The sequence below is a fragment of the Nocardia canadensis genome (assembly GCF_032656385.1).
In the GTDB taxonomy this organism is placed as follows: domain Bacteria; phylum Actinomycetota; class Actinomycetes; order Mycobacteriales; family Mycobacteriaceae; genus Nocardia; species Nocardia canadensis.
Genome location: NZ_JAVCWB010000002.1, coordinates 536,760 through 558,274, shown reverse-complemented (window position 1 = coordinate 558,274; position 21,515 = coordinate 536,760). Strand labels below are relative to the sequence as shown.

General features: G+C 70.9%; 20 protein-coding genes and 1 pseudogene. 12 read left to right on the top strand and 9 right to left on the bottom strand.

Translation table 11 applies throughout. The features are described from left to right. Window positions 1–99: 99 nt before the first annotated feature. The 3 genes from serC (at window position 100) to Q7X29_RS05905 (ending at window position 3,419) form a co-directional block, all read left to right on the top strand. Window positions 100–1,221 (top strand): phosphoserine transaminase, encoded by a 1,122-nt coding sequence (gene serC, locus Q7X29_RS05915; protein ID WP_218716903.1) that lies wholly within the window; start codon window positions 100–102, stop codon window positions 1,219–1,221. A 314-nt stretch (window positions 1,222–1,535) separates the two neighbouring features. Continuing rightward, window positions 1,536–2,519: a septation protein SepH gene (sepH, locus tag Q7X29_RS05910; RefSeq protein ID WP_218716902.1), complete on the top strand. Its 984-nt coding sequence runs from the start codon at window positions 1,536–1,538 to the stop codon at window positions 2,517–2,519. Window positions 2,520–2,678: 159 nt separating this feature from the next. Next, window positions 2,679–3,419 carry a DUF6928 family protein gene (locus Q7X29_RS05905; RefSeq protein ID WP_218716901.1) on the top strand — a complete coding sequence of 247 codons (741 nt, stop codon included), beginning with the start codon at window positions 2,679–2,681 and terminating at the stop codon, window positions 3,417–3,419. A gap of 6 nt (window positions 3,420–3,425) precedes the next feature. On the opposite strand, the gene Q7X29_RS05900 is transcribed toward Q7X29_RS05905, so the two are convergent. Then, a complete protein-coding gene (locus tag Q7X29_RS05900; RefSeq protein ID WP_316573473.1) occupies window positions 3,426–3,725 on the bottom strand; it encodes a DUF2537 domain-containing protein in 300 nt (99 codons plus the stop codon). Further along, the gene (locus Q7X29_RS05895) at window positions 3,722–4,552 is read right to left on the bottom strand and encodes a TrmH family RNA methyltransferase (RefSeq protein WP_255587179.1); all 831 of its coding nucleotides are present in this window, start codon (window positions 4,550–4,552) and stop codon (window positions 3,722–3,724) included. The genes Q7X29_RS05900 and Q7X29_RS05895 overlap by 4 nt, the downstream gene beginning before the upstream one ends. Here Q7X29_RS05895 and Q7X29_RS05890 point away from each other — a divergent pair. Further along, window positions 4,551–4,943, top strand: a complete 393-nt coding sequence (locus Q7X29_RS05890; protein WP_218716898.1) for a YccF domain-containing protein — start codon at window positions 4,551–4,553, stop codon at window positions 4,941–4,943. The genes Q7X29_RS05895 and Q7X29_RS05890 overlap by 2 nt on opposite strands. On the opposite strand, the gene Q7X29_RS05885 is transcribed toward Q7X29_RS05890, so the two are convergent. Next, a complete protein-coding gene (locus Q7X29_RS05885; protein WP_218716897.1) occupies window positions 4,944–5,381 on the bottom strand; it encodes a MarR family winged helix-turn-helix transcriptional regulator in 438 nt (145 codons plus the stop codon). A 62-nt stretch (window positions 5,382–5,443) separates the two neighbouring features. On the opposite strand from Q7X29_RS05885, the gene Q7X29_RS05880 reads away from it, so the two are divergent. Beyond that, a complete protein-coding gene (locus Q7X29_RS05880; protein WP_218716896.1) occupies window positions 5,444–5,704 on the top strand; it encodes a DUF2530 domain-containing protein in 261 nt (86 codons plus the stop codon). On the opposite strand, the gene Q7X29_RS05875 is transcribed toward Q7X29_RS05880, so the two are convergent. Next, window positions 5,701–7,749: a neutral/alkaline ceramidase gene (locus tag Q7X29_RS05875; protein ID WP_316573472.1), complete on the bottom strand. Its 2,049-nt coding sequence runs from the start codon at window positions 7,747–7,749 to the stop codon at window positions 5,701–5,703. The two genes, Q7X29_RS05880 and Q7X29_RS05875, sit on opposite strands and share 4 nt — an antisense overlap. Before the next feature lie 119 nt (window positions 7,750–7,868). Here Q7X29_RS05875 and Q7X29_RS05870 point away from each other — a divergent pair, with 119 nt between their 5' ends. Further along, on the top strand, window positions 7,869–8,495 hold the full coding sequence (locus Q7X29_RS05870) for a TetR/AcrR family transcriptional regulator (protein ID WP_218716894.1): 627 nt from the start codon (window positions 7,869–7,871) through the stop codon (window positions 8,493–8,495). Here the strand turns inward: Q7X29_RS05870 and Q7X29_RS05865 are convergent. Then, a complete protein-coding gene (locus tag Q7X29_RS05865; protein ID WP_316573471.1) occupies window positions 8,492–11,521 on the bottom strand; it encodes a sacsin N-terminal ATP-binding-like domain-containing protein in 3,030 nt (1,009 codons plus the stop codon). The two genes, Q7X29_RS05870 and Q7X29_RS05865, sit on opposite strands and share 4 nt — an antisense overlap. Window positions 11,522–12,341: 820 nt before the next feature. Then, window positions 12,342–13,101 (bottom strand): annotated as a pseudogene (locus Q7X29_RS05860) (DUF3027 domain-containing protein); the annotation flags it as partial. 8 nt (window positions 13,102–13,109) lie between these two features. On the opposite strand from Q7X29_RS05860, the gene Q7X29_RS05855 reads away from it, so the two are divergent. The 3 genes from Q7X29_RS05855 to Q7X29_RS05845 all read left to right on the top strand — a co-directional run bounded on the left by Q7X29_RS05855 (window position 13,110) and on the right by Q7X29_RS05845 (window position 16,295). Then, window positions 13,110–13,886, top strand: a complete 777-nt coding sequence (locus Q7X29_RS05855; RefSeq protein WP_218716891.1) for a glutaminyl-peptide cyclotransferase — start codon at window positions 13,110–13,112, stop codon at window positions 13,884–13,886. Between the two features lie 67 nt (window positions 13,887–13,953). Then, a complete protein-coding gene (locus Q7X29_RS05850) occupies window positions 13,954–15,783 on the top strand; it encodes an MFS transporter (RefSeq protein ID WP_308248384.1) in 1,830 nt (609 codons plus the stop codon). Next, window positions 15,780–16,295, top strand: a complete 516-nt coding sequence (locus Q7X29_RS05845) for a DUF2771 domain-containing protein (RefSeq protein WP_218716890.1) — start codon at window positions 15,780–15,782, stop codon at window positions 16,293–16,295. The genes Q7X29_RS05850 and Q7X29_RS05845 overlap by 4 nt, the downstream gene beginning before the upstream one ends. Window positions 16,296–16,341: 46 nt before the next feature. Here Q7X29_RS05845 and Q7X29_RS05840 read toward each other — a convergent pair whose 3' ends face one another. Continuing rightward, window positions 16,342–16,761, bottom strand: coding sequence for a cold-shock protein (locus Q7X29_RS05840; protein ID WP_218716916.1), 420 nt, complete (start codon window positions 16,759–16,761; stop codon window positions 16,342–16,344). 158 nt (window positions 16,762–16,919) lie between these two features. On the opposite strand from Q7X29_RS05840, the gene Q7X29_RS05835 reads away from it, so the two are divergent. Both Q7X29_RS05835 and Q7X29_RS05830 read left to right on the top strand, forming a co-directional pair. Beyond that, window positions 16,920–17,168, top strand: coding sequence for a hypothetical protein (locus tag Q7X29_RS05835; protein ID WP_218716889.1), 249 nt, complete (start codon window positions 16,920–16,922; stop codon window positions 17,166–17,168). Window positions 17,169–17,541: 373 nt separating this feature from the next. Continuing rightward, window positions 17,542–18,150, top strand: a complete 609-nt coding sequence (locus Q7X29_RS05830; RefSeq protein ID WP_218716888.1) for a resuscitation-promoting factor Rpf1 domain-containing protein — start codon at window positions 17,542–17,544, stop codon at window positions 18,148–18,150. Between the two features lie 65 nt (window positions 18,151–18,215). Here Q7X29_RS05830 and Q7X29_RS05825 read toward each other — a convergent pair whose 3' ends face one another. Continuing rightward, on the bottom strand, window positions 18,216–18,407 hold the full coding sequence (locus Q7X29_RS05825) for a hypothetical protein (RefSeq protein WP_218716887.1): 192 nt from the start codon (window positions 18,405–18,407) through the stop codon (window positions 18,216–18,218). 155 nt (window positions 18,408–18,562) lie between these two features. On the opposite strand from Q7X29_RS05825, the gene Q7X29_RS05820 reads away from it, so the two are divergent. Beyond that, the gene (locus Q7X29_RS05820; protein ID WP_316573470.1) at window positions 18,563–20,863 is read left to right on the top strand and encodes a helicase-associated domain-containing protein; all 2,301 of its coding nucleotides are present in this window, start codon (window positions 18,563–18,565) and stop codon (window positions 20,861–20,863) included. A gap of 95 nt (window positions 20,864–20,958) precedes the next feature. Here Q7X29_RS05820 and Q7X29_RS05815 read toward each other — a convergent pair whose 3' ends face one another. Next, complete coding sequence (locus Q7X29_RS05815; RefSeq protein WP_218716885.1) at window positions 20,959–21,468, bottom strand: LppU/SCO3897 family protein; 510 nt, start codon at window positions 21,466–21,468, stop codon at window positions 20,959–20,961. Window positions 21,469–21,515: the final 47 nt, after the last annotated feature.

The following is a 21,515-nucleotide window of genomic DNA, read 5'->3' as shown; positions in this document are numbered from 1 at the left end:
CGGGTGCCCGCCACGCCGTGCCCGCGCCCCCGAGTGGGCCGCCTCACAGCCCCGCCCCCGTGCGCGTCGGACCATCGGCGGACCACTAAACTCGCCCCCATGACCAGTGCGTTCCCGACCATTCCCGCCGACCTCAAGCCCGCCGACGGACGGTTCGGCTGCGGCCCGTCCAAGGTCCGCCCGGAGCAGCTGCAGTCCCTGGTGACTGTCGGCGCCTCGGTGTTCGGCACCTCGCATCGCCAGAAGCCGGTCAAGGACGTCGTGGCGCGGGTGCGCAACGGCCTGCGTGAGCTGTTCTCCCTGCCCGAGGGCTACGAAGTGGTGCTCGGCAACGGTGGCACCACCGCGTTCTGGGACGCCGCCGCCTTCGGCCTGATCCGCGAGCGCTCGCTGCACCTGACCAACGGCGAGTTCTCCTCGAAGTTCGCCTCGGTCGCCAAGGGCAACCCGTTCATCGGTGACCCGATCGTCGTCTCGTCGGAGCCGGGCAGCGCGCCCGAGCCCGTCTCGGACCCCTCGGTCGACCTCATCGGCTGGGCCCACAACGAGACCTCGACCGGTGTGTCCATCCCGGTCTCGCGTCCGGCCGGCTCGGAGAACGCCCTGATCGCCATCGACGCCACCTCCGGCGCGGGCGGCCTGCCGGTGAACATCGCCGACTCCGACGTGTACTACTTCGCCCCGCAGAAGTGCTTCGCCGCCGACGGTGGCCTGTGGATCGCGATCATGAGCCCCGCCGCGCTGGCCCGCGTCGAGGAGATCAAGGCCTCGGGCCGCTGGACCCCGGAGTTCCTGTCGCTGCCGATCGCCATCGACAACTCCACCAAGGACCAGACCTACAACACCCCGGCGCTGGCCACTCTGCTGCTGTTCGCCGACCAGATCGAGTGGATGAACGCCAACGGCGGCCTGGACTGGACCGTCAAGCGCACCCTCGACTCGTCCTCGCGCCTGTACTCGTGGGCCGAGTCGAGCTCCTTCGCCACCCCGTACGTCACCGATCCGGCGCACCGCTCGCAGGTCGTGGGCACCATCGACTTCGACGACGCGGTCGACGCCGCCCAGGTCGCGAAGATCCTGCGGGCCAACGGCATCGTCGACACCGAGCCGTACCGAAAGCTGGGCCGTAACCAGCTCCGCGTCGGCATGTTCCCGGCGATCGATCCGGAAGACGTTTCGCAGCTGACCCGCTCGATCGACTGGGTCGTCGGTCAGCTCTGAGATAAGACCGCAATCAGGGCCGGTGCCCGGTGAACCATTTTCCGGTTCATCGCGCACCGGCCCTTTGCATTGGGCCTGGGCAGGTTCGCAACATTTGCATTCGGTCACACCGCCGCGGGCCGGTATTTGATGTTGATCTATCACCAAACTGCCTGCACACGACCAGGATTCGTGTGGTGAGCCGATCAGATTAGCGGGACCTGGGGTCTCGGTGCGCGATTTCGGTCGTGCGTGTCTGCTGCCGTGGGCAAGTAATGTGCACTACTGTCTAGGAAAGTGGGCGGTGTCGTAGCCGACGCGATAGGGAGGTAACGGTGCGTGAACTTCGAGTGATCGGGGTGACGCCCGACTCCACGCACATCGTGTGCAGCGACACCGAGTCCGGCACCAAGTTCCGGTTGCCCGCCGACGACAAGCTCCGCGCGGCGGCGCGCGGCGACCTCGCACGATTCGGCCAGATCGAGATCGAAACGGAAGCGTCTATGCGTCCTCGCGATATCCAGGCCCGTATTCGAGCCGGAGCGTCCGTCGAGCAGGTCACGGCGGAGTCCGGGATGCCGGCCACCAAAGTCGAACGTTTCGCCTACCCGGTGTTGCTGGAGCGTGCCCGCGCCGCGGAACTGGCGCAGAAAGCGCATCCGGTGCGCCCGGACGGTCCCGCGCTGGAAACGCTGCACGAGATCGTCACCGCGGCCTTCGCCGAACGCGGCCACACCATCGAACAGGCCGAATGGGACGCCTGGAAAGACGAAAAGGGATTCTGGGTCGCCCAATTGCAGTGGCGCCACGGTCACTCCGAGATCGCCGCGCACTGGCGCTACCAGCCGGACGCGCACGGCGGCTCGGTCTCCCCGCTCGACGACCCCGCCAACGACCTGATCGATCCCGATTTCGGGCGCGCACTGCGTGGGCTGGCCACCATCCTGCCCACCCCGGTGGAGAAGGCGCCGCCGGTCGTGGAACCGCCGACCCCGGTCGAGCCGCGCCCGCGCGAGCAGGTCGCCCCGACCGCGCGGCCGACGGCCCGGCCCGCCCAGCCGACGCTGGACGAGTACTACGAGCAGCGCGCGGTCGCCGCCGGTGGTGGCGCCGCGGCGATTCCGGCCGCGCCGGCACCCGCTGCGCCGGTCCCGGCGACGCCGCCGAGTCAGCCGGTCGCGCAGCAGGAGAAGGAGCAGCCCGCGCCGGAGCCGGCACCGGAGAAGCCCGCCGCCAAGCCCGCACGGGCCAAGCGCGGCAAGGCGCCGATGCCGTCCTGGGAAGACGTACTCCTGGGCGTGCGCAGCTCCGGGCACTGAGTCGTCCCGCCTCGCCGGGATGTCGGCCGGACCTAGGTGCGGCGTCGGGGTGGGTTGGCCATCGGCGGTCGTCGGTGGGGTCGCGGTAGCCCGTTCCCGGTGAGTTACCCATGTTCTTGCTGGAGCTGGTGATTCGGTCTAGGTGGGAGGTGGTTGTCGGTGCTGTCCGCTTCCACGCTCTGGTATGTCGACACCCCGGATCCGGCGGCCGTGCTGCGTGGGCGGCCCGAGCCCGATCCGGCGGCCGCTGCCGCCTTGGCCGGGCAGTTGTACGCCGAGCACGATGTTCGGCCGATCATGATCGGGACGCTCAACGGATGCGCCGCGCCGGATCGGAACGAGGTGTACATCGGGTGCTATCCGGGGCTGACAGTCGTGTGCACGGCCGAGGCGGCGCTGGTGCGGCCGACGAAGCTGCCGGATCTGCTGGTGCGGCCGCTGGCCTCGGAGCACACCTATCTGGTCTCGTTCGACGCCACGCTGCGCTGGGGCGCGTTCGCGCACTGGGAGCGCGGCGAGTTCCGGCGCTCGTTCAGTTCCACCCGGGTCGACATCCTGGAGAACGAGGGCTTGCCGATGGTGTGGGAGCGGCCGTTCTGGGCCGGTGACCATCCGGTGCCGTGGCAGCCCGGCGACCGTCCCGAACCGCAGTCACTGCCGTTCGACCCGCCTGCCTTCGCCGATGCCGCCAACGACGAATGGCTCGGGTTCCGCTATCGCACGCAGGCCGCGCCCGGCGGCCTGGTCCCCGGCGACCTGGCGGTCTGCGGCTTCACGCTGTACCCGAAGGGGCAGGCACCGCAGCCACCATCGCTGGTGCAGGCGGACAGCCCCGGCGCGGCCACCCGGCGCAAGCGGGGCCTGTTCGGCTGGCTGCACCGGACCGACCGGGTGCTGTGAGACCGCTCAGCTGAGCTGGTCGACGAGCAGCGTCAGCCAGCCGAGCACCACCCCGATCGCCGCCCCGGCCAGCACCCACCGCACGACCGGGGTGAACCGCCAGCGCCACGCCGTCGGCGCCACCCCGACCGCGGCCACCACGTTCACCGCCACGGCGAGCAGCCAGTGGACCGTCGCCAGCGCGGCGCCGAACGCGTACACCGCCACGGCGCCGAGCGCCGCGACCAGCACCACCACCGTGACGCCCGCGGCCCACGGCACCGAATCCGGTTGCGCGCGGTACGGACCGTCCGGTTCCTGCTTCACGATGTTCGCACCCGCTCGTAGAAGGCCATCGCCGCCGCGGTCGCCACATTGAGCGAATCGGTCCCGGGCGACATCGGAATTCTCGCGCGAATATCGGTGGCGCGCATGGCTTCTTCGGTCAAGCCCGGTCCCTCCGCGCCGAGCAGCAGCGCGACCCGCTCCCCCGTCATCGCCGTCGCCAGGTTCACCGCCGCCGGATTCGGCGTCAGCGCGATGATCTGGAAGCCGCGCTCACGCAACAGCTCCAACCCGCCCGGCCACTGCGGCAGCTGCGCGAACGGCACCCGCAGCACGTGGCCCATCGAGACGCGGACCGCGCGCCGGTAGAGCGGATCGGCGCAGCGGTCACCGAAGAGCACCGCGTCCGCGCCGAGCCCGGCCGCGTTGCGGAACATCGACCCCAGGTTCTCGTGATCGTTGACGCCCTCGAGCACCGCCACCGTGCGGGCGCCGTCGAGCACCTGCTCGACCGACAGCTCGGCGGGCCGCGGTGCCACCGCGAGCACGCCCCGGTTGAGATGGAAGCCGACCACCTCGGCCATCACCTCGGCATCGGCCCGGTAGTACGGGATGTTCCGATCGGCCAGGTCCTCGGCCAGCGCCTCGTAGCGCTTCCCGACGCCGAGCAGCGCGCTCGGGGTGAACCGGGAGTCGAGCATCCGCTGCACGACCACGACGCCCTCCGCGATCACCAGGCCCTTGCGCCCCGGCAGGTCGGGCCTGCGGTCGGCGGAGGACAGGTCACGGAAGTCGTCGACGCGAGGGTCGGCGGGGTCGTCGATGTCGATCACTTCGGCCACGGGACAATCCTGGCATGATGGATACATGAAGCTCGTACAGTTGATCTTGAACATCCTGTGGGTGGTGCTGTGCGGTTTCTGGATGGCCCTCGGCTACCTGCTCGCGGCGCTGATCTGCTTCATCCTGATCATCACCATCCCGTTCGGCATCGCGTCGCTGCGGATCGCCGGCTACGTGCTGTGGCCGTTCGGCCGCAGCGTGGTCGACAAACCGAGCGCGGGCGCCGGCTCACTGATCGGCAACATCATCTGGTTCGTCTTCGCGGGCTGGTGGCTGGCGATCGGTCACATCGCGACCAGCATCGCGCTGGCGGTGACCATCATCGGCCTGCCCTTCGCCTGGGCGAATCTCAAGCTGGTGCCGCTGTCGCTGTTCCCGCTCGGGCACGAGGTCGTCGACTCCGACCAGACGCGCTGATCACTCCGATTCGGCGACGATCTGGTTCATGATCTCGACCGCCCGGTCCAGGATCTCGATCTGCTCCGGTTGCAGGCGCGAGAGCTGATCGGTCATCCAGGCCTCACGGGCACTGGTCTCGTCGGCCACCAGCGCGCGCCCGGCCGGGGACAGCGAGACGATGATCTGCCTGCCGTCGGTCGGATGCGGACGACGCTGCACCAGATCCAGGTCCGACAGCGAGGCGATGACGCGCGTCATCGACGGCGGCTGCACCCGCTCCTTGCCCGCGAGCGCCCCGGGTGTCATGGCACCATCACGCGCCAGCGTCGCCAGAGCCGACAGCTGGGTGAGCGAGATCTGCGCGTCGGCACGGCGGCCGCGCAGATGTCGCGTGAGCCGTACGACGGCCAGTGAGAGGTCACCGGCCAGGGCACGGACGTCCGATGGCGTTGTCACAGTGCAGAACTCTACGGTACGTCCGCGCCACCTGATGTGTTTCACGCGGCTACTGTTTGGGTATGGATAACGGTCACGTCAGCTCCGCGGTCCCCGAACTGCCTCGAAGCCTGGTCGATCCGCGTCCGGTGGTGGTGGTCGGATTCGTCGCCTGGATCGTCGCGACCGCGCTGGTGTGGCTGAATCCGGCCTGGTCGGAGGCCCGGTCGGTGTGCCTGATGGGCTTGGCGGTCGGCGTGCTCGGCGTCTCGATCTACCTGGCCCAGCTCCGCTCGGCCCGCCGTGGCGACAAGGGCGCGCAGGTGGGTCTGTCGACCGACTAGCCGGTCACCTCGAATTCGGCGCTGGTCCCGGTGACCGGACGCAGCGCACCGTCGGCGCCCAGCGCGTCGGCGAAATGCACGAACCGGTGCACGCCGGCGGCCGTCGCGGGCACGTCCCAGGTGAACCTGGCGATCGAGACCGCCTCGCCCTCCTTGCGCCAGTGGAACCGCACGTCCCACTCGCCCTCGTTGGCCACCCGCTCCCAGTCGCCCGCGCCGGTGCGACGCTGCACCTCGAGGAAGGTGTCCCCGCGACGCGGATTGTGCTTCGGGTGCGCCGAGACGAATTCGACCGCCACCCGCTCGCCGCGCGCGCACGTCGCCGGCGGCTGCACGAGGACATCGCCGAAGCCTCGCCCCTGCGGCGTCGTGTCCGGGCCGGGCACGGCGGCGAAATTCGGCTGGAGCGCCGACACATCGCGCGGCGCCGGACCACGCCCGATCGCCCCGCCCGCGACGAACGCGGCGGCCAGCCGGGCGAACTCCTGCTGATACGCGCACAGCGTGTAGCGGCCGAACAGCGTCGAGGCGCCCTCGTACTGCTGCGCGTCGTACTCCTCCGGCGTGGTCACGTACTCGTGGTAGGAGTTCGCGTAGCCCTGCAGCAGCACGTGTTCGGGCTCGACGCCGAGCACCGCCGCCACCGCGCGCCGCACCCGCAACCCGGCGACGATGGTGAATTCCGCGCCTGCGGCGGCCAGATAGAGCCCGCCGATCCGGATCAGCTGGATCGGCACCACGTTCGGCACCCACGGCACCGGCGGCAGCAGCCCCAGTGGCACCGCGATCGCCTTGGGCGCCTGGGCGTCCGCCAGCCAGGCCGGGTGCGGATGGTCGATCCCGCCGAGGAAATCCACCATCGGATTGCGCACACCCTCGGGAATCGGCCCGCCCGGCAGGCCGGGCCCGTCCTCGACGCTGCCCGCGATCAGCGAAACACCGGCGGCGGCAGGCGAAGTGCGCCGCGGCGCGCCGTCCGGGGTGAACCGGCCGTCCACGGCGATGTCGGCCAGGTCGATGTAGCACAGCATCGATCCGACCGGCCCCGACATCGGCACCGCCTGCGCGGCAGCCGCTTTGTACGCGTCGTACTGGCGCTCGCCGAGGATTCTGGTGTTGTCGAACTCGTCGGTGGTCGGCCCGTCGCCGGGCCGCAGATTCAGGTTGGGTGACATGTCACCGGCGTTGGTCTGCGCGAACGCCGCGATGTAGGCCGGTGGGCCGTCGAGATGGCGCACGCCGTGCTCGATGTGCTCGGCGGCGAAGCTGGCGTAGCCCTTGTTGTCCGAGCTGATCAGCCGGTTGGCGTTGGTCATCGAGGTGTTGTGGGTCGCGAACCAGGTCAGCGCGCCGACCTCACGGCCCGCCCTGGTGAAGACCAGCGTGGTCACGGCCGGGTCGATGGCGTCGGGGAACACCGCGCGGTCGGCCTCGGGATTGCGCTCGAAGGCGACGCGGGACCGGTTCACGCTGGCGTCGCGCAGAGTGGACCGACCCAGCGCGATGGCGCCGGGCCCGAAATCGGCGTCGGCGGCGACGATCGCCTCGACGATGCCGTTCACCTCGGCCTCGTAGACCTGCTGCTGAAATCCCAGGGTCGCCAGCGTATAGGCGTAGTCGTGCGCGGAACCGCCACAACTGGCATGGGTGTGGGTCGAGGTGAGCACGACATTTCGCTCGGTATAGCGATCGCCGAATCGCTGCGCGAGCGCGAGCAGCACACCGCGATGCACCGAGCCGAACACCGCCCCGTTCTCCACCGCGACGTAGGCGACGCGATTTCCGTCCGCGCCTATCACGAACGCGCGGGCGCGGGGGCGCAGATGAATTCCGGCCGTCGCCTGATCGAGTTGCGAGTAGCCCATCATGCCGCATTCCGCGGCCGGTCCGGTGAGATCGGCGATACCGAGCCCGAATTCGAACCCGCCCGGTTTCGGATTCGCGCGGGCGGCGGGCGTCGCGGCACCGGTGAGCGCCGAGACGACGGGCACGGCGGCCACACCCAGGGCCGAGGCGGCCAGGACGGTACGGCGGGACACGGACATCAGGCGACTCCTTCGCAACTTCCGATTCGGAGACAACCACATCAACTGGTCAGATGTCCAGGATTTTCTCGCGGACCGGCGAATTGACTGTTTGCCACGCGGGCGCTTAACTCGCACACGTGTCCTCCCGATTGAGCGTCGAAGAACGACGAGCCCACCTGATCGAGGCTGCGATCGGTCTCGCCGAGAAAAAAGGCGTCGCGGGCGTGACCACGCGCGATGTCGCACAAGCCGCGGGCGTCTCACTCGGTGTGGTGCATTACTGTTTCGAAAACAAGGACGCACTGATGACCGAGCTGGTCAAAGCGTTGTCCATGGAATTGCGCGATTCCGTCGATGCCGATGATTCGCTGTGGGCCGATGCCGGAACCGGAAAAGAAGCGCTTCAGAAATTGGTGCGTTCCGGTTTGGAACTGATGTGGCGCAACATCGAAGCCACTCCGGAGCGCCAGCTGCTCACCTACGAGACCACCACCTACGCCCTGCGCGAGGGCGAGTCGACGCCGGCCAAGATCGCGATCGCGCGTGAGCAGTACGCGTTCAACGACACCACCGTCGCCGACGTCATGGACCACTTCCGGGAAGCGACCGAGACCACCTGGACCACTCCCGTCACCGAGCTGAGCCGATTCATCCTCAGCGTCATCGACGGTGTCGTGCTGCGCTGGCTCGTCGACGACGACAGCGAGGCCGTGCAGACTCAGCTCGACCTGCTCGCCGCGATGGTGGCCGCGCACGCGCGCTAGCCCCGCGGCACCTGCACGTGCACCGCGTCCTCGGTGTGCCACCACGGCACCCGTACCGTGCCCGTCAGCGCACCGCGCAGATGCACCTCGAGCGTCTCGTGCAGGACCAGCGCGCCCGAGGTATCCCGCGGTGACCACAGCTGACGCAGCACCACCCCCAGCGCGTCCGCGGCCCAGGTGGTCCGTCTGCCGGTGCCGAGCACCTCGGCGCTGACCTCCTCCGAGACCAGCGGCAGGTCCAGCAGGGTCGCCAGTCCCTCGGCGCTGTCGATATCACCGGCCACCAACCGCTCCGGCGGGACGACCAGACCGAAGCAGGGCTGGTCCAGGACCAGGACGGTGCTCGCGTCGACGACCGCGCCGGACAGCGCGCGCACCTGATCGGGCAGATCCAGTTCGCGCGGATCGAGCGCACCGGTCTCCACGGCGGCGGCCAGCCGGGCGTGGGTGTGCGCGATGACCTCGGGTGCCGGGGTTTTCGACGGGTCGGCGAGGGCATCGAGAAGTTCCTCGGCCAGTTCGGCCGACATCACGTCCGGGCGGACCAGCAGCGGGCGCAGCACGTCCAGGTCGGTGCCCGCGATGCCGTCGACCTCGAAAGCCGGGAGCAGGCCCGCGAATTCGTCGTCGTCGGGGTGCCGCAGGCGGCCGAGCGCGATATCACCGACGTGCGCGTGCCGATGCAGCCACCAGGCGGTGTAACCGTCGCGGTCGGCGAGCAGGGCGCGGGTGCGCGGCTCCGCCAGCAGCTGCCGCAGGGCGGCGGGCCAGCGGTTCTCGTCGACCAGATCCAGATCGCGGACGGCGGCCAGCTCGCGCGGATCCTCGGAAAGACCGTCCCACCAGGCGTGTTCGTCGTCGAGGTCGTGATCGGGGCCGACCGGGTCGGGGTCGCTGACCACCGCGAAGTCCCAGCCGACGCCGATCGCGCGCAGGGCCTCGGCGCCGTACTCGGCGACCGTGTCGTCGGCGACGGTGCCGAACGGCGAGTCGTCGACCAGGACGGCGGCCAGCGGTGCGCCGGGCAGCAGCAGTTCGTCGGCGGGACGCGGTTCGCCGGTGTCGCCGGGCAATTCGAGCAGGCCGAGCCACGACGGGAGCAGTTCCGGGGTCGCGAAGGGGGCCAGTCGCAGGACCGCGTCGACGGTGTCGGGGTCGGCCGGGTCCTGCTCGAGCAGGTCGCGCAGGCCCGGGTCGGTGAGCAGGTCCTCCGCGGTGGCGCTGCGGGCGCCGAGGCGGGCCAGCAGCGCGTGGGTGGCGTCGGGGTGCACCAGGCGGGCCCAGTGCACCGGAACGGCCACGGTGAGCTGATCGTCGAGGACGACGGTGCGCGGGCCGGTGACCAGCCTGCCGTCGGCCAGCGGCACCGCGAGCGCGCCGAATTCCTCGGCGGTCCTGGTATCGACCACGAACGGTTCGAGGGCGGCGTAGAACCGCTGCCACCAGTGCGGTTCGCGATCGAGGCCGCTCGACAGGTCGGCCAGGGAGGCGGGGCCGAGGCGGTGCACATCGAGGACCGACAGCTTCTCCTGCTGAGCGCGGCCGGACAGTTCCGGGATCAGCAGGGGGCCGGTGACATCGGCGAGTAAAACCGCCAATTCGGGCGTGAGATCAGGGAATACGCTCGCGCGGGTCGGGATACACACCCGGTCCGCGGTCGCGTCGGGGCGGAAGCCCACGGTCGCCGTCGCCGATCCGAACGCGAGGGCGTCGGCGGACGCGGACCCGGTCGCATCCAGCGCGACCTCGTCCCGCCCGGGCCAGTCCGGAGTGTCGGCCGCAGAGCTCGCGGCGCTCGGATCGGACTCGGCCGATCCGGTGGGCGCGAAACCCGCTGTCTCCGAATCAGACTCGGGCGACCCGCCGAACAAGGGGCCGACGGCCGTGACCGATACGGAGCGGCCGTGGTCAGCGGTGACGGCTTCTGGCAGGTCGGGCTCGGTGGCGAGTTCGACCGGGTCGTCGATGTGGGCGGCGCAGACGGGGAGCCACGGGTTGGTGCGGAGTTCGGCGGTGACGGCTTCGCGCAGGAGGCCGTCGGCCTCACTGCGGGCGAAACCGGGGGCCGGGACCAGGACGAGGCGGTCGCGGGGCGGGAGGGCGCGGGCGAAATCGGCGTAGCCGGAGGCCAGTTCGGACAGGCGGGCGCCGGGCAGGAGGCGACGGCGATCGGGCTGCATCGCGATGTCGGCCACCAGGATCGCGGGCAGGGACAGCTCCTCGTCGGAGCGGGTGGGGGCGCGCAGGACATCGGGCGCGGCGGCCACGGGGCGGCCGTCGCGCAGCGGGAGCAGCCAGCGGGCCCTGGGGGTGCGGTACTGCCACCAGCGCCGGGTGGCGCCCTCCGGCTGGGTGATGGCGAGTTCGGTGCGGCCGTCGGCACCGAGATCGGTGACGGTGCTGGTGAATTCGTCGGCGCCGATCCGGATGCGGTGCAGGGCGGGCAGTTCCAGCAGCAGGTCGGTCGCCTCCGCGCGCAGGGCGGCGAGGAGGGCGTCCGCGTCGATGTCGTCGCGCAGGTGTACGACGACCTCGGTATCGGCGCCGGCGACCGGGGTGGTCGGCACGGGCCAGGCCAGGCGCAGCACCGGCGGCTCGATCGTCGGCAGCTCCTCGGGGATCTCGATCCCGATGTCGTGCAGCGCGTTCCGGGTCGCGGTCCGGGAGAACCGGATCGAGCCGGTGGTCGACCGCACCTCGATCTCGTCGCCCACGGAGCGCACCGCCGTGAAGCCGACGCCGAACCGCCCGACCTGCTCGGCCTCGGCCTTGCCCGAGGCGCGCAACGCCGTCAGCGCGTGCACACCGGAAACACTGAGCGGCACGCCGGTATTCGCGACGTGCAGGCGCCCGTCGAGCACCCGGACACTCAACTCGCCGGGAACACCCGCCTTCGCCGCCGCGTCGGCCGCGTTCTGGGCCAGCTCGGTGAGCACCCGATCCCGGTAGCCCGCGGCCACCAGATCCGCCTCACTCGCACTGTCCTCCCGCAACCGGGTGGGCGAATCCCGCCAGGCGGCGAGCACTCCGGCACGCAGCTCCGCGGTGCCGAAGGGATCCGCCGATCCGTTCAGCGCGCCACCGACGATCCGTGCTCATCGGCGGAGTCGCCCTGCGCCGCGTCGACGACCTCGGCACCCGCCGCGTCCGACGCGGTTTCCGTCGCGGACGGACTCGCCACTGCGGCACCGGCGACGGCAGCCTCCTCGGCAGCGTCGGCCCGCGCACCGTCGGCGGCCGCATCAGTGTCGGCCTGCGAAACAGATTCGGCCACCTCCGATTCAGCGGCCGCTACCGACGCGGTGTCTTCCGCCGCATCCCGAGCAGCCGACTCGGCGGCAGCACCCTGATCCGCGGCAGCCTGATCCGCGACAGCGGCCTGGTCGGCGGCGGCCGACGCACGCTGATCGCCGGTCGTGGGTTCCACGGCAGCGGTGTCTGCCACAGCCGCAGCGGAGGACTCGGCGGTGACCTCGGGATCAGCGACCGGCAACTCAGCGACGGTGTCGACGTCCTCCGCGCTCGAGGGCGCCTCGGTAGCAGGCTCGACGACCGAAGCCGTCTCGGCATCGGGGGCCGACTCCTGCCGCGCACCTTCGGCGAGTGCTCGAGGCGCGGTGGCGGCCGCGTCGGCAGCCTGGGCGGGCTCGGCCACAGTCCCGGCGGCCGAAGCGGGCTCGGCCACGGGGGCCGGCTCGGCGGCGACGACCTCGTCGGCCGATTCCGGTCGCGCGCCTTCGGCGAGTGCTGCGCGGGTGGCGGCGGCCGCGTCGGCGGCTTCGGCCTCGGCGGTCTCCTGCTGCTCGGTCACTGCGGCGGCGGATGCCTCGGCAGCGGCGGTGCCGTTCGCGCGCACGATCTCGACGAGTTCCACGGCGTGGTCGTCGAACGCCTCGTACCGCGGCGAACCGTTGCCCGAGGGGGCGACCACGTCGGAGTGGGCGCCACAGCCGTATTCGATGTGGACGACGTGGCCGTCCGCGCCCATCGCGTTGCCACAGACGCCGAAGGATTCGCGCAGGGCGCCGGCCAGCGGCAGGAAGAAACCGCACAGGCCGCAGGTGGACGGGGCGGCCTTGGCCATCTCGGTGTCGGGGCCGAACTCGGTATACCAGCGCTCGGCGGCCTCGATCCGGCCCTCGAGGCTGAGCACCTGGGTGCGGCCGAGGCCGACCTCGTGACAGACCTCGTCGACCACGGGATCACCGGTCGCGATGTAGCCGGGGACGAGCCGGGGATCGTCGGCGGGCGGGGCGAGCAGATCGCCGGGGCCGAGGTCGCCGGGCCGGACCCGCTGCTCCCACGGGACGAAGTCGGGGGCGATCAGGGCGTCGGGCCCCGGCAGCAGCGCCGACTCGCTGACCGTGGCATATGTGGCCTCCGGCGGCGCGGCGACCACCACGGCCCACTGCCAGCCCCGGTAACCGGGCAGGGTCGCCTCGAACCGGTGGGTGGCTGCCGTCTCGTCCTCGGCACTCACCCCCAGATGGACTCCTACCCCGTCGGGTTCCAACTCGACGAGCGCACGACGTGCGACTTCGGCCGCATCGGCCAGAACAGGACGCACGCCGGACTCCGAAACAGATACTGCGCTCACGGCATACATTTTGCCGTATGAAGTGCAATCGGAGTTCGTTGGCCGTCGCAGTGCTGGTCAGCCTGCTCGGCGTGGGGGCCTGTGGGGGCCGGGAAGAGCCCGCGCCGCCCCGCCTGCGCGTCGAGGTGATCGGCTCGTCACCGCACGATCCGCGGGCCTTCACCCAGGGCCTGGAGGTGGTCGACGGGGTTCGCTACGAAAGCACCGGCATGTGGGGCGTGTCGAGCGCGCGGGCCGCCGATCAGGCCACCGGCGTCGAGACCGCGCGCGTCGACCTGCCGGGGAACCTGTTCGGCGAGGGCATGACCAGGGCGGGCGGGATCGTCTGGCAGATCACCTGGCAGGACCACATCGCCATCGCCCGCGACCCGGTCACCCTGGCCGAGACCGGCCGAGTCGAATACGAGGGCGAGGGGTGGGGCGTGTGCGCGCAACCCCAGCGCCTGGTGATGAGCGACGGCACGCCCACGCTCACCTTCCGCGACCCGGTGACCTTCGCGAAGACCGGCTCGGTGACGCTCACCGGCTACCCGTCCCCCCAGCCGAACGAACTCGACTGCGCCCCCGACGGCACGGTGTACGCCAACAACTACCCCTCCGACGAGATCCTGCGGATCGACCCGGAGACCGGCCGGGTGCTCGCGGTGATCGAGGCGAGCGGACTGCTCACCGCCGCCGAGCGCGCGGGTACCGATGTCCTCAACGGCATCGCCCACCTGCCCGGGACCGACCGGTTCCTGCTCACCGGCAAGTACTGGCCGCGCCTGTTCGAGGTGCGATTCGTCCCCGAATAGCGCGCTGTGGCCAACACTGCCGCGCCGCGAGTGAACGCGGAAACGCCGCGTGGGCCAGAATTGGACTGTGACTACTCCCCGCGATCCCTCCGGTCCCGACCGTGGTCGCCGGGACGGTAACCCCGCGGGCAGGCATCCCGGCTTCGGGCAGTACCCGCCGCGCGCGGGCGGGCCGGGTTACGACGAGCAGCCGCGCAGGCCGACCGCGCCGCGGAAGGTCTTCCCCCGACCCGACTCGCCCGACCCGCCGACGATCCGGTCGAAGAACCCGTTCCGGCGCGGACGGTCCGAGCCCGATGCCGCCCCGACCACACCCTTACGCGGCGCGCCGACGCCCCGCGAACGCGCCAGGCCGACGCCGCCGGAGAAGGATCTCGGCCCGCCGGGCACCCGCCCGCTCCCCCGCGCCGAGGAGCCCGTCGACGACGAGATCAAGCAGCGGGTTCCGCGCAAGCTGACCGTCACCCGGGTCGCCGCCATGCGCAGCCGCGAACTCACCGAACGCGGATTCGCCACCTTCCAGCGCGCGGCCAAGGCCGACGGCGCCGATCAATCGGGTCTGACCGCGCTCACCTACGCCACGATGGCCAACTTCGCGCTCGACGCCGCGATCGCCGTCTCACTGGCCAACACCCTGTTCTTCGCCAGCGCGACCGCCGAGTCCAAGACCAAGGTGGCGCTGTACCTGCTGATCACCATCGCCCCGTTCGCGGTGATCGCGCCGCTGATCGGCCCGCTGCTGGACCGTTTGCAGCGCGGCCGCAGGCTGGCGCTGGCGACGACGTTCGGGCTGCGCGCGGTCTTCGCCCTGCTGCTGATCTTCGAGATCGACACGTGGGGGCTGTATCCGCTGGCGCTGTGCATGATGGTCGGCTCGAAATCCTTCGCGGTCCTCAAGAGCGCGGTCACGCCGAGGGTGCTCCCACCGGATATCGACCTGGTGCGCACCAACTCCCGGCTGACGGTGTTCGGCCTGGTCGGCGGCACCATCGGCGCCGGCGCGGTGGCCGCGCTCGCCGCGATGATCGCCGGCTCGACCGGCGCGCTGGTCCTGGCGACCGGCATCGCGGTGGCCGGGGCGTATCTGAGCTTGCGGATTCCGTCGTGGGTGGAGGTGACCGAGGGCGAGGTGCCCGCGACGCTGAGCTATCACGGCCCCGACGCGCACACCGAGGTGCTCGAGCCAGGCACGGAGTCCTCGGTGCCCGCCCGGAAACGCCGGCAGCCGCTGGGCCGGGCCGTGGTCACCGGGCTGTGGGGCAACAGCTCCATCCGCGTGCTCACCGGCTTCCTGACCTTCTACATCGCCTTCGTCGCCAAGGGCTCGGGCGGCAGCCCGACCGAGCAGGCGGCCATGCTCGCGGTGGTCGGCGCCGCGGCAGGCATCGGCAACTTCGGCGGCAACGCGACCGGCGCCCGGCTGACCCTCGGCAGGCCGTCGCTGGTGGTGCTCGGCTGCACCGGCGCGTGCGCCGCGGTGGCACTGTTCGCGATGTTCACCGGCAACCTGTTCGGCGCGGCGTTCGCGGCGCTGATCGCCTCGGCGGCGAGCGCGCTGGCGAAGGTGTCGCTGGACGCGGCCATCCAGGACGACCTGCCGCCGGAGTCGATCGCGTCCGGTTTCGGCCGATCGGAGACGGTGCTGCAACTGAGCTGGGTGATCGGCGGCGCGGCCGGTGTGCTGTTGCCGATCGAATTCTGGAAGGGTTTCGCGGTGATCAGCGTGATCCTGGTGATCGGCCTGATCCAGACGTTCGTCAGCTACACCGGACATTCGCTGCTGCCCGGCCTGGGCGGCAATCGTCCGCAGCACGCCGAGCAGGAAGTGCCCAACACCCATCCGTACCGGGCAGACCCCGGTGCGGTTCCGCGAGGGACAGGAGACCCCATCCGGTGAGCAAGCTCAACGTCCGCACGATCGTCGTTCTGGTCGCGGTCGGACTCTTCGCCGTCGCCGCGGTGACCGCGGGTCTGGTGGCCTACGGCGTGTCGAAGGCGCCCGAGCGCGACCCGCAGATCACCGCGTTCGCGCGCGGCACCACCGTCACCGTCGACCCGTTCCTGTACTGCACGGTCACCATGCAGGACTGCCGTTACGGCGAGACCACCGAGCTGACGACGACGGCGGGCCGCCCGGTGCAGCTGTCGCTCCCGGACAAGATCGCCGAGTCGCCGTGGCTGGTCCAGCTGATCTACCAGCGACCTTCCGGCGAGCAGGTCGACCGGGTGCTGAGCTTCGCCGACTTCCCCTCGGGCGCCCGCGCGCTCACCATCGATACCAAGCCCGAACCCGACCTGCGCCTGGCCGGCATCGAGGTCCAGCTCCCGATCCTGGCCCGCGACACCGTGACCGGCCGCGAGACCTACATCCCGCACGCCGCCTGGTCGATCAGCACCCCCGAGGCCTGACACGACTCGGTCCCGGACACCGTGGTGCCCGGGACCGAGGATCGGATCAGTGGTCGAGTTCGCGGGCGACGGCCCGCACGACCTCGGAGATCCGCTGGGACAGCTTGCGATCCGGGTACTTGCCGCGCCGCAGATCCGGCTGCACCTTGGTCTCGAGCAGCGTGATCATGTCCTCGACGAGGCCGTGCAGCTCGTCGGGCGACTTGCGCGGGCCCGCGTCCTTGCGGGCAGGCTGCTGAGACTGGTTGCCGCGCACGGTCGGCGGCGCCTCGAGCAGCTTCAGGCTCAGTGCCTGCGGGCCACGCCGACCCGCGGCCATGCCGAATTCGACGCGCTGGCCGGGCTTGAGACCTTCGACGCCATCGGGCAGCGCGGAGGAACGGACGTAGACGTCCTCGCCCTCGTCTTGGGAAAGGAAGCCGAAGCCCTTTTCGACGTCGTACCACTTCACCCGGCCGGTCGGCACTGCGCTCACCCGTTCATCATTCGATACCCGGACCCTTGTGGCTCGGGTTACATCTGCTTGTCGCGAAAAGAACGCGCCCCACAACAAGGCAGGACGCGATGTGCTCAGAGTCTACCCCGGTTGCTATAACGCGAGCACATCAGTTTTACGGTGCACCGGTGACCAACACACCTCCGCCCGCCGCCACTCCGCCGGAGCGCGACCCCCGCCGGCCCAGCGATCGACTGCTGCGACTGGCCGTCGCGCTGTTCGGTATCGGGATCCTGGCCGTGGTCGCCATCTTCGTGACGCCGATCGTGTCGGACTCGTCTCCGGGGCTGTGGCTGTACCTGCTGGCGATGCTCGCGCCGGTCGGCTTCCTGCTCGGCCTGGTGTTCGCGCTGTGGTCGGGCCGACGCGCGCGTTGACGCGTCAACTGGTTACCCGCGCGAATCGATACCCAGACAGTAGTGTGATCCTCATCACATAACGAGTAGGTCACGAACTGAGCGTGCAACCGTCGCGCACACCAGACACCGCGACTACCTGCGCGGACGCCTCGGGGATCACCCTGAGACCACCCCGAGACCCACCCGTACACGCCGGTTACCAAATAGTGACTTTCCCCGCTGTCCGTCGTACCGTTTCTCTCAGCCGGGGCAACCCCCGGAACCACCGGCCCGCCGCACCGAACCTCACCCCGCGGGTACCGGACCCCGATTGGAATCAGGAGTGAGGGCGGACCGGGAGACCTCTCAGTCCGGGCCACATGCAGGTGCGCACGAGAGGAAGAAACCCGATATGAGTGGACGCCACCGCAAGCCGACTTCCACCGGCCGCACTGTCGCCAAGGTCGCCGTCACCGGCGCGATCATCGGCACCGCCAGTGCAGCTTTCGCCGGAAACGCCAGCGCGGCCCCCGACTCCGACTGGGATCGCCTCGCGCAGTGTGAAGCCGGCGGCAACTGGGGCATCAACACCGGCAACGGCTACCAGGGTGGGCTGCAGTTCTCGCCCTCCACCTGGAACGCGCACGGTGGTGGCGAGTACGCCGCCACGGCCAACCAGGCCACCCGCGAACAGCAGATCGCGGTCGCCGAAAAGGTTCTCGCTTCTCAGGGTTGGGGCGCTTGGCCCTCCTGCTCGTCTCAGCTGGGTCTGAGCAGCGGCCCGACCGAGCGGATCGCGCCCTCCTCGCCGAGCTGGGCCCCGCAGGTGACCGTTCCGCAGGTGCAGGATCCGAGCCAGGAAGTCTTCCAGGCCGTCGATCGCGCCCTCTCCGTCGTGCAGCAGCAGGGTGTCGCCGTGCCCCAGCAGGCGCTCGATTTCTTCAACGCCGCCAAGGGCACTCAGCTCGACCCGGCCGTGATCGACTTCTTCGAGGCGAACAAGGGCCTGCTGCCCTCCTGATCGCCCGCGCAGACAACTAGAGCCCGCATCCCTAGGGATGCGGGCTCTTGTCTTTCCCGTCCTACCTACACCCGGTTGATCACCGTCTGCGGGTGGATGTACGGCAGCTTCGATGCCGGGACGGGAAACTCGGTGTCCTCACCGAAGGGCGAGAGGTTACCGGCGCGGGTCGACGACAGTTCGGTCACGGCGTGTTCGCCGTCGGCCACCTGCGGCCAGCCGTTGTCGACGTAGGGTTTCTTCGATTTGTTCACCACGGGGTCATTCTGGCATACCCACCACGGTGCTCAATCGCGGCTGGCGCCGCAGGTTCTCGGCCTGTTTCCGCGATCTTTCCTCCCTCCGGGCACTCCTTCGTCACAGCCTTCGGTCAGTCCCGAGCGAGGCGGCCGAGAACTGTAGGCTGGATCGGATGATCGCGACGGACTCCCTCGCCGATTGGCTCGGTGCGCGCACCGACTCCCAACTGGTGAAACTGCTGCAGTTGCGGCCCGATCTGGCGGTACCGCTGCCCGCGTCGATGTCGGTGCTCGCGGTGCGTGCCCAGCAGCGGGCCTCGGTGCTGCGCGCCGCCGACGATCTCGACACCCTCGAGTTCGCGATCATCGAAGCGCTCACGGCCAACGAGGACGCCCGCACGATCGGCACCGAGGTCACCCCGCTCACCCGGACCACCCTGCACGCGCAGCTCAAGGACCGGGTCACCAAGACCGCTTTCACCACCGCGCTGACCCGCCTGCTCGACCGCGCGCTGGTCTGGCAGACCGACGACGGCCTGCACCTGGCCCCGAGCGCCGCCGAAGCCCTCCCCTGGCCGCTCGGCGCGACGACGGCGCTGCCCGACGCGCTGACCGAGCCCGAAGTCACCGCCGCGCTCGCCGCGGCGGGCCCGGCCGAGCGGGCGCTGCTCGAGAAACTGGCCACCACCGGGCCGCGTGGCCGCACCAGGGACGCCGCACCCGGCGCTGACCCCGATCGTCCGGTACCGCGGCTGCTGGCGGCCCGGCTGCTGCACCGGATCGACGACGAGACGGTCGAGCTGCCGGTGACGGTCGGCCAGGTACTGCGCGGCGACCCGGTCACCGACCCGCACGCCCTCGCCCCGCCCAAGCCGACGCTGACCAAGCACGCGCCCGCCGAGGTGAACGCGGTCGGCGCGGGCGAAGTCGGTGAGCTGCTGCGCGATTGCGCCGACCTGCTCGACGCGCTGGGCCGCCTGCCCGCCCCCGCGCTGCGCGCCGGTGGTCTCGGCGTGCGCGAGTTGCGCCGCCTCGCCAAGCAGACCGGCATCGACGAGCAGCGCACCGGGCTGCTGCTGGAACTGCTGGCGGCCGCGAAGCTCGTGGAGAAGGGACTGCCGGAGCCGGTGCCGGAAGTCGACTCCACCGACGACTTCTGGGCCCCGACCCCCGCGGCCGACGCCTGGCTGGACGCACCGCCGGCGACCCGCTGGGTGCTGCTCGCGCAGGCCTGGCTGGACCTGGACCGGATGCCGTGGATGATCGGCCTGCGCGACGCCGCCGATAAGCCGATCGCCGCGCTCTCGGCGGAGCTGCGCATCCCGCACGCGGTGCGCGACCGGCACGCCGTCCTCGGCCTGCTCGCCGAGTACCCCAGCGGCACCGCGCTGACCGCCACCGATATCGGCAAGCTGCTGGCCTGGCGGATGCCGCGCAGGCGCAGGCACTTCCGGCTCGACGCGGTGACCGCGACGCTGGCCGAGGCCGCCACCCTCGGCCTGCTCGGCCGCGGCGCGCTCGATTCCGCCGCCAGGGCCCTGCTGCACGGCGCGGACACCAGCGTCGCCGACGCCGAGGCGGAGATGGCCGCGGCGCTGCCGGAGCCGGTCGATCACGTCCTCGTGCAGGCCGACCTGACGGTGATCGCGCCCGGTCCCCTGGTGCCCGAGTTACGCGGCCGGATCGCGCTCGTCGCGGATGTGGAGTCGGCGGGCGCGGCCACGGTCTACCGGGTCGGTGACGCCTCGGTGCGCCGCGCGCTCGACGCGGGGATGACCGCCGCCGAACTGCACGCGCTGTTCGCCAACCACTCACGCACGCCGGTCCCCCAGTCGCTGACCTACCTCATCGACGACGTCGCCCGCCGCCACGGCCAGCTGCGGGCGGGCATGGCGCAGTCGTTCCTGCGCAGCGACGATCCCGCGCTGCTCGCCCAGGTCCTGGCCGCGCCGGTGGCCGACACGCTGGCCCTGCGCGCGATCGCGCCGACCGTCGCCATCGCCCTGGCTCCGCTGGGTGAGCTGCTCGAACAGCTGCGCGCGGCCGGTTTCGCCCCGGCCGGTGAGGATTCCGCGGGCGCGATCGTCGACCTGCGCCCGCGCGGCGCCCGCATCGCGGTCCGCCCGCTGGCCCGCAAGCCCTACCGCCCGAACCCGCCGAGCGACGAACAGCTCGCCCTGCTGGTCACCGAACTCCGCGCGGGCGAACGCGCCGCGGGCGCCCGCACGGGACAGTCGGTGCGCGCCGACGGCACCCGCACCGGCACCGCGGCGACCCTGGCCCTGCTCCAGCTGGCCGCCAGGGTCGGCCGCCCGGTGAACATCGGTTACGTCGACGCCCAGGGCGTCGCCAGCCAGCGCGTGGTCGAGCCCCTCCGCGTCGGCAACGGCCAACTGGACGCCGTCGACCCCGTCACCGGCGCGACCCGCCACTTCACTTTGCACCGAATAGCCTCGGTCGCCCTCCTCGACTGACACCGCAGGAAACGGCCGCCCCGATCACACACGCCCCGACCCCGAGGAGGGGCAGGCCGACACAGTCGGCCGTCGCGCGCGCCAGCGCTCCAATATCAGGGCTTGGCCATGCAGAAGGTGGCCTTGGGGTCGGAGACCGTGCGGAACTGGGTGGCGTCGGCACCGCACTGGAGCTCGTCGGCCACGCCGTCGATGCGCTTGACGACCTTGAACGTGGCCTCTGGGGCGGTGCAGGCCACGGTTTCGGCGGGGCGCTTGCCCGCGTCGGCGTAGCAGTTGCCCTGGGCGAAGTTGGGGGCCAGGCAGAGACCGGTCTTGGTGTCGCCCACCGTGCCGTTGAAGGTGGCATCGGCGACATCGCAGGTCAGCGGGGCCGTGCCGACCTGCACGATCCGGTAGTTCGACGTCGTCGCCGAGCAGTCACCGAGCTTGCCGACCATCGCGTCGGCCGCGTTGTCGGTGACCTCGACGCACGAGCCCGTGGCGAGCGAGCTGCCCGCCGAGTCGCTGTCCGACGAACAGGCGGCGACCGCCCCGACCAGTGCGACCGTCGCCACGGGGGCGAGCACGACCCGCGCCAGCAGTCGCTTTCCTGGGAACAACACTGAAAACCTCACTCACCGAACGGTTCAGGCGAACATGACCGCCGGTG

Bases quoted from the DNA above. Each gene is read 5' to 3' on its own strand.
- serC (WP_218716903.1), top strand. From the start codon at position 100: ATGACCAGTGCGTTCCCGACCATTCCCGCCGACCTCAAGCCCGCCGAC.
- Q7X29_RS05890 (WP_218716898.1), top strand. From the start codon at position 4,551: ATGAAGCTCGTACAGTTGATCTTGAACATCCTGTGGGTGGTGCTGTGC.
- Q7X29_RS05895 (WP_255587179.1), bottom strand. From the start codon at position 4,552: ATGTATCCATCATGCCAGGATTGTCCCGTGGCCGAAGTGATCGACATC.
- Q7X29_RS05880 (WP_218716896.1), top strand. From the start codon at position 5,444: ATGGATAACGGTCACGTCAGCTCCGCGGTCCCCGAACTGCCTCGAAGC.
- Q7X29_RS05875 (WP_316573472.1), bottom strand. From the start codon at position 7,749: ATGTCCGTGTCCCGCCGTACCGTCCTGGCCGCCTCGGCCCTGGGTGTG.
- Q7X29_RS05855 (WP_218716891.1), top strand. From the start codon at position 13,110: ATGAAGTGCAATCGGAGTTCGTTGGCCGTCGCAGTGCTGGTCAGCCTG.
- Q7X29_RS05830 (WP_218716888.1), top strand. From the start codon at position 17,542: ATGAGTGGACGCCACCGCAAGCCGACTTCCACCGGCCGCACTGTCGCC.
- Q7X29_RS05820 (WP_316573470.1), top strand. From the start codon at position 18,563: ATGATCGCGACGGACTCCCTCGCCGATTGGCTCGGTGCGCGCACCGAC.